The sequence below is a fragment of the Kocuria rhizophila genome, from assembly GCF_003667225.1.
GTDB classification, from domain to species: Bacteria; Actinomycetota; Actinomycetes; order Actinomycetales; family Micrococcaceae; genus Kocuria; species Kocuria rhizophila.
Map to the genome: position 1 here is coordinate 1 of NZ_RCOM01000112.1, position 5,901 is coordinate 5,901.

The following is a 5,901-nucleotide window of genomic DNA, read 5'->3' on the forward strand; positions in this document are numbered from 1 at the left end:
GCCACGTCCCGCAGGAGCCCCGCGATGTCCGAGTCCCCCGCCCTCCGTGCCGCCACGGCCGCCCGTTCCGTGGACCGGCTGTTCGGCTCCCGCGCGTTCCGCGTGCCGGGCACGTACCTGGGCGCCGTCGCGTTCCCGCACCCGCGCCGGGGCCCGTGGCACTACTGGTGGCAGGCGCACCTGCTGGAGGCGTTCGTGGACGCCGCCGCCCGCGAGCGCTCGGCTGGCCAGCACGACGACGCCGCCCGCTCCCGGTCCCGCGCGCACCAGCTGCTGCGAGGCATGGCCGTGCACAGCGGTGGCCGGGTGACCAACAACGTGTTCTTCGACGACATGGCGTGGCTGTCCCTCGCCCTGGGCCGGCTGCGCCACGAGGACGTCGCGGCCACGGGCCGCACCACGCGCACGGTGCAGGACGACGGCGTGGCGCTGGCCAAGCGGCTCGAGTCCGGGTGCGACGAGAACCTGGGCGGTGGGGCGTGGTGGAACATGACCCGCGACTACAAGAACACCGCCTCCACGGCCCCGGTGGCCCTCACGTTCCTGCGGATGCACCGGGTGGACGAGGCCCGCGCGTTGCTCACGTGGCTCTTCGACACCCTCTTCGACGCCGAGCGCGGCGTGTTCCTGGACGGCATCCGCATGGTCGCCGCCGGCTCCGGCTCGGAGATCACGGCGGTGGATCGGCACGTGTACACGTACAACAGCGGCCCGGTGCTGGGTGCGGCCCTGGAGCTCGCGGAAACCGTCACGGACCCGGACGAGCAGCAGCTTTGGCTCTCCCGCGCCGCCGCCCTGGTGCACGGCGCCGCCCGTGAGTTCACGGTCCCCGGACCCCACGGCCGCCCCGTGCTGAAGGGCCAGGGCGGTGGGGATGCCGGGCTGTTCACGGGGATCCTGGCGCGCTATTTGGGCGAAGCGGCGTCGTCGTCCGAGCTGGACGCCGAGGCACGCCGCACGGCGAAGGCGCTGGTCTGCGACACCGCGGACGCCCTGTGGGACGGGCGGCGCGAGTTCGACCCGGACGAGGACTTCTCGACTCCTGGCGCGAGCCGCGGCGAGAATGTGGCGGTGTTCTCCCCGGAGCCGTCCCAGCACGCGAACCAGGCGCAGCGCACCGGCGCGCCCGTGGAGCTGAGCACCCAGGTGCAGGCGTGGACCGTGCTGGAGGCGGCCGCGCGTTCGGCTGACCGCTGAACCGGGCCCGCCACGCGGGAGGACTCTGGCCCGCAGGGGTGTGGCGGGGGTAGAAACGAGGCATGAGCTCAGTACGCACCCCGGACCCGAACCCTGGTTGGCTCAGCGAGGAGGACCTCAACCGAGCCCGCGCCACGCTGCCCATCGTGTACGTCCAGGCCATTCCCGTGCGCCTGGACCCGCTGGGCTGCCTGTCCGAGATCGGGTTGCTGCTCACCGCCAACGACGAGGGCCGGATGGTCCGCACCTTCGTCTCCGGGCGCGTGATGTACCGGGAGACCGTGCGCGCCGCGCTGCTGCGCCACCTGGAGAAGGACCTGGGCCCGCTGGCCATGCCGCAGATGCCCTCCACCACCGTGCCGTTCGCGGTGTCCGAGTTCTTCCCGTCCCCGTCCGAGACCGGGCTGACCGACGACCGCCAGCACGCCGTGGCCCTGAGCTACATCGTCCCCGTGCGCGGCGAGTGCGAACCCCGCCAGGACGCGCTGCAGCTGTCCTGGATGACCCCGGACGAGGCGCTGTCCCTGGACGTCCAGGAGGAGTTCGAGGGCGGGCGCGAGGACCTCATCCGCCAGGCGATCGCCCACGCGGGCTGGGGTCGCTGAGCGTCTCCGCCGTCCTGGAGGGACGGCGATGTCATGCCAGGGCCGTGACCTGCTCCGGGTGCCTGACGCTCAGCGCCCGGTCGAAAGTGGCGAGTCTCGCCCCCGCGTGGCTGGCCAGCATGACGAGATACTCGTCCGTGATCTGACGGTGGCCGGTGAGCGTTCCGAGCGGCACGCCCAGGTAGGACGGCGAATCCGCCAGGAAGTCGATTCTCGGGTGGTCGCGGAGCGCGACCAGAACCTGCTCCACGGCCTCACCTCGCTCCCCCAGACGCAGAAGCATGCGTACGAGCGCGCCCTCAACCACCGAGCACAGCAGCAACCGCTCCTGGTCCTGGAACCACGTACGCGCCTGGTGGTGGTGTTCGTGCTCCGTCACGACCAGCGCGATGACCACGTTGGCGTCGAGAAGATGTGGTCTCACTCCTCGTCCAGCAGCTCACGTACATCCGCGTCCGTGAGAGTCCGGGCCAGCGAGAGGGAGGGAAGCCCCGTCACGGGATCCACCGAGACCGTCACTGGCTCATTCCTCTCCGCGAGGCCTCTCACCACGAGGTCCGCCAGCACGGCGGACAACGACTGCCCCTGCTGGTCCGCGAGGTCCCGCGCCCTCCGGTGGACGGCCGGAGGAAGGTCCACGGTAGTGCGCATGAAGTGCATCATAGATGATGCAGCGCTGATGCGGCAGCGGAGGCCAGGGCGGAACGGCCCAGTTGCCGGGCGTCACCCGGAGGCTGCGCCGGGAACCTCCGGAACAGTTCAACCGCCGGACCCGGCACAATGGTCGGGTGCCCATCTCAGATCCCACACCCCCGTTCAGCTTCGAGCTCCACACCCGGCTGCGTGAAAGCCCCTCCCTTCCCGAGGAGCGGGTGGGCGAGAACGGCGGGCAGTTCCAGGCCCGCACGGGCACCATCACCACGCCGCACGGGCAGATCCAGACGCCCGCGTTCATCCCCGTGGCCACCCAGGCCGCGATGAAGGCCGTGCTGCCGGAGTCGATGGCGGCCGAGGGCGCGCAGGCCATGCTGGCCAACGCCTACCACCTGTTCCTCGAGCCCGGGGACGACGTCCTGGACGAGGCCGGCGGGCTGGGCACCTTCATGAACTGGCCCGGGCCCACGTTCACGGACTCCGGCGGGTTCCAGGTGATGTCCCTGGGGTCGGGGCTGGGCAAGGTGATCGACATGTCCACCGTGGCCAACCCCCTGGGGGACTCCCAGATGGCGCCCGGCCAGAAGCGCATGGCGCGCGTGGACGACGACGGCGTGTGGTTCCGCTCCTACCTCAACGGGGACCTGCACCGGTTCACCCCGGAGGTCTCCATGCGGGTGCAGCACAACATCGGCGCGGACATCATGTTCGCGTTCGACGAGCTCACCACCCTCCACAACACCCGCGAGTACCAGGAGACCGCCCTGGAGCGCACCCGCACGTGGGCGCTGCGCTGCCTCGCGGAGCACCGCCGGCTCACGGAGGAGCGGGCCCACAAGCCCTACCAGGCGCTGTTCGGCGTGATCCAGGGCGCCCAGTACGAGGACCTGCGGCGGAAGGCGTGCCGGGACCTGTCGGAGATGGGTTTCGACGGCTTCGGCATCGGCGGCGCGCTGGAGAAGTCGCAGCTGGGCACGATCGTGCGCTGGTGCACCGAGGAGCTGCCGGAGAACACCCCCAAGCACCTGCTGGGCATCTCCGAGCCGGACGACATCTTCACCGCGATCGACAACGGCGTGGACACCTTCGACTGCGTCTCCCCCACCCGCGTGGCCCGCTCCTCCGCGGTGTACACCCCCACCGGCCGGGTCAACCTCACGAACATCCGCTTCAAGCGGGACTTCACGCCCATCTCGGACACGTGCCCCTGCTACACGTGCACGCACTACACCCGTGCGTACCTGCGGCACCTGTTCAAGTCCAAGGAGCGCAACGCCGCCACCCTGGCGTCCATCCACAACGAGCGCTTCGTCCTGGACCTCGTGGCCGGCGCCCGCGCCGCGATCGAGGCGGACACCTACTTCGAGTACCGGGACGAGTTCCTGGGCACCTACTACGGCACCGTCCAGCCCACCGCCTGACGACGACGCCGCGGGGCCGGCTCCGGTGATCCACTCGCGGTGGTGCATCCGCCTGTACGGCGCTGAGGCGGGTGCGCCCGGACCTGGCACGACCTTCCCTCGCGTTAGACTGCCGTGAACTTCTTCAACCCGCCGGGAGTCCTCTGCACGCGGATCCACGGCCCCGGTGGGTCCACCCGGTCCTCTGCCGCAACAGGCGGGGGTTCAGGGATCCGCAGGTTCGAGGGCCCCACGTGTTGAGCGAGACCAGGCGCATCCCGGCCACGGGACCGCTCTGCCGCCCCGCGCGCACGGTGACCCGGGCCGCGCGAGCCAGCGGCAGCGGCGTCGTCGTTCTCGCGGAGACCGAGCAACGGGGCGCCCGAGCATGAGCGCGCAGCCCGACTTCACCGTCCCCGGCGTGCTGCACCGCGTGAGCGCGTGCGCCGGGATGATCCTGGCACCGAACCCCGGGCCCATGACCCTGGACGGCACCAACACCTGGATCCTCTCCGCGCCCGGCACCGGACCCGAGCACCCGAACTACGGCCAGCACCCGTCCGCTCAGGGACGGGGTGAGTGGCCGGGACCAGACGTCGTCGTCGTGGACCCGGGGCCCCTGGACGAGGACCATCTGCAGGCCGTGGCCGCCACCGGCAGGGTTGTGCTGATCCTGGTGACGCACCGCCACGGGGACCACACGGACGGCATCGACCGCCTGCACGAGATCACCGGCGCCCCCGTGCGCGCCGCCCTGCCCGAGTTCTGCCGGGACAGCGGCGAGCCCCTGCGGGACGGGGACTGCGTGCTGGCCGCGGGCGTGAGCATCCGCGTGCTGGCCACCCCGGGCCACACCTCGGACTCCGTCTCGCTCCTGCTGCACCACGACGAGCCGGAGACCATCCTCACCGGCGACACCGTCCTGGGCCGCGGCACCACCATGATCGACCACCCGGACGGCACCCTGGACGACTACCTGCACACCCTCGAACGGCTCGGCAAGCGCTCGAGTGCCATGGGCCTGCCCGCCCACGGCGCACCGCTGCCGGACCTGCAGGACGTGTGCGACGAGCTCGCGGAGCACCGCCTGGAGCGGCTGGAGCAGGTGCGCGGCGTCGTCGCCGAGCTGGGGGACTCCGCGAGCGTGGAGACCGTCACGGACGCCGTCTACGCGGACGTCCCCGCCGGGGTGCGCCGCGCGGCCGAGCACTCGATCGCCGCCCAGCTCGCCTACCTGAACCGCTGAGCGCAGCGCACGACGACGCCGCACGCGCCGTTCCCTGGGGCGCTCAGCCCTGCAGCGGGACGGGCTCCGAGTAGCTGGGCTCGCGGCGCTTGACCCACGCGATCGCGGCGTAGGTGACCGGCATGATCACCACCTCCACGAGGCACTTGTAGACGTAGCCCACGAGCACGTAGTTGAGGAACCCGGACCACGAGTTGATGCCGATGATGGGCGCGGCGATCGTGCAGAAGATGACCGTGTCCACCAGCTCGCCCACCATGGTGGAGGAGATCAGCCGCGCCCACAGGTGCTTCTCCTGGGTGCGCTGCTTGACCTTGACCATCACGTACGCGTTGAGCAGCTGGCCCACCAGGTAGCCCAGCAGGGACGCCACCACGATGAGCGGCACGGGCCCCAGCACCGCCTCGAACGCTGCCTGGTTCTCGTAGAACGGGGCCGGGGGCAGGATGATCACGATCCAGAACACCACCGAGGCGAACGCCCCGAAGAAGAACGAGGTGAGGATCGCCTTGCGGGCCGCGCGGAAGCCGTAGACCTCGGAGACCACGTCCCCCAGCACGTAGGCCAGGGGGAACAGGAAGAACCCGCCGTCCGTGATGACCGGACCGAACTGCACACCCTTGGTGGCGCCGATGTTGGAGAGCACCAGGATCACGCAGTACGCCGCGAGGATCACGTCGAAGTACGTGCGGGGGCGGCGGGCGAAGACCGGCTGCGCGGTGGCTGCCGGGGACGCGGCGCGCGCGGCGGCGTCGGCGGGGGGGGGGGAGCTGAGCCGGAACCTGTGCGTGGTGAACTG

General features: G+C 71.1%; 7 protein-coding genes. 4 read left to right on the forward strand and 3 right to left on the reverse strand.

Translation table 11 applies throughout. From position 1 onward, the window contains the following. Together D9R02_RS11015 and D9R02_RS11020 are read left to right on the forward strand one after the other, a co-directional pair. On the forward strand, nucleotides 1-1,197 hold a 1,197-nt coding region (locus D9R02_RS11015), incomplete at its 5' end, for a glycoside hydrolase family 76 protein (protein ID WP_259463956.1). 62 nt (nucleotides 1,198-1,259) lie between these two features. Then, nucleotides 1,260-1,802 (forward strand): NUDIX hydrolase family protein, encoded by a 543-nt coding sequence (locus D9R02_RS11020; protein ID WP_019309913.1) that lies wholly within the window; start codon nucleotides 1,260-1,262, stop codon nucleotides 1,800-1,802. 31 nt (nucleotides 1,803-1,833) lie between these two features. Here the strand turns inward: D9R02_RS11020 and D9R02_RS11025 are convergent, their stop codons facing one another. Further along, on the reverse strand, nucleotides 1,834-2,226 hold the full coding sequence (locus D9R02_RS11025; RefSeq protein ID WP_121566913.1) for a PIN domain-containing protein: 393 nt from the start codon (nucleotides 2,224-2,226) through the stop codon (nucleotides 1,834-1,836). Continuing rightward, on the reverse strand, nucleotides 2,223-2,453 hold the full coding sequence (locus D9R02_RS11030) for a tautomerase family protein (RefSeq protein ID WP_019309911.1): 231 nt from the start codon (nucleotides 2,451-2,453) through the stop codon (nucleotides 2,223-2,225). The genes D9R02_RS11025 and D9R02_RS11030 overlap by 4 nt, the downstream gene beginning before the upstream one ends. Before the next feature lie 137 nt (nucleotides 2,454-2,590). Here D9R02_RS11030 and tgt point away from each other — a divergent pair, with 137 nt between their 5' ends. Further along, nucleotides 2,591-3,877 carry a tRNA guanosine(34) transglycosylase Tgt gene (tgt, locus tag D9R02_RS11035; protein WP_121566914.1) on the forward strand — a complete coding sequence of 429 codons (1,287 nt, stop codon included), beginning with the start codon at nucleotides 2,591-2,593 and terminating at the stop codon, nucleotides 3,875-3,877. Nucleotides 3,878-4,244: 367 nt separating this feature from the next. Continuing rightward, nucleotides 4,245-5,102 carry an MBL fold metallo-hydrolase gene (locus D9R02_RS11040; protein WP_102613952.1) on the forward strand — a complete coding sequence of 286 codons (858 nt, stop codon included), beginning with the start codon at nucleotides 4,245-4,247 and terminating at the stop codon, nucleotides 5,100-5,102. 43 nt (nucleotides 5,103-5,145) lie between these two features. Here the strand turns inward: D9R02_RS11040 and D9R02_RS11045 are convergent. Further along, nucleotides 5,146-5,901: queuosine precursor transporter (locus D9R02_RS11045; protein WP_259463957.1), on the reverse strand; the 756-nt coding region annotated here is incomplete at its 5' end.

What these genes read in the sequence shown, in the direction of transcription:
- D9R02_RS11020 (WP_019309913.1), top strand. Translation starts at nt 1,260, where the DNA reads ATGAGCTCAGTACGCACCCCGGACCCGAACCCTGGTTGGCTCAGCGAG.
- D9R02_RS11030 (WP_019309911.1), bottom strand. Translation starts at nt 2,453, where the DNA reads ATGCGCACTACCGTGGACCTTCCTCCGGCCGTCCACCGGAGGGCGCGG.
- D9R02_RS11040 (WP_102613952.1), top strand. Translation starts at nt 4,245, where the DNA reads ATGAGCGCGCAGCCCGACTTCACCGTCCCCGGCGTGCTGCACCGCGTG.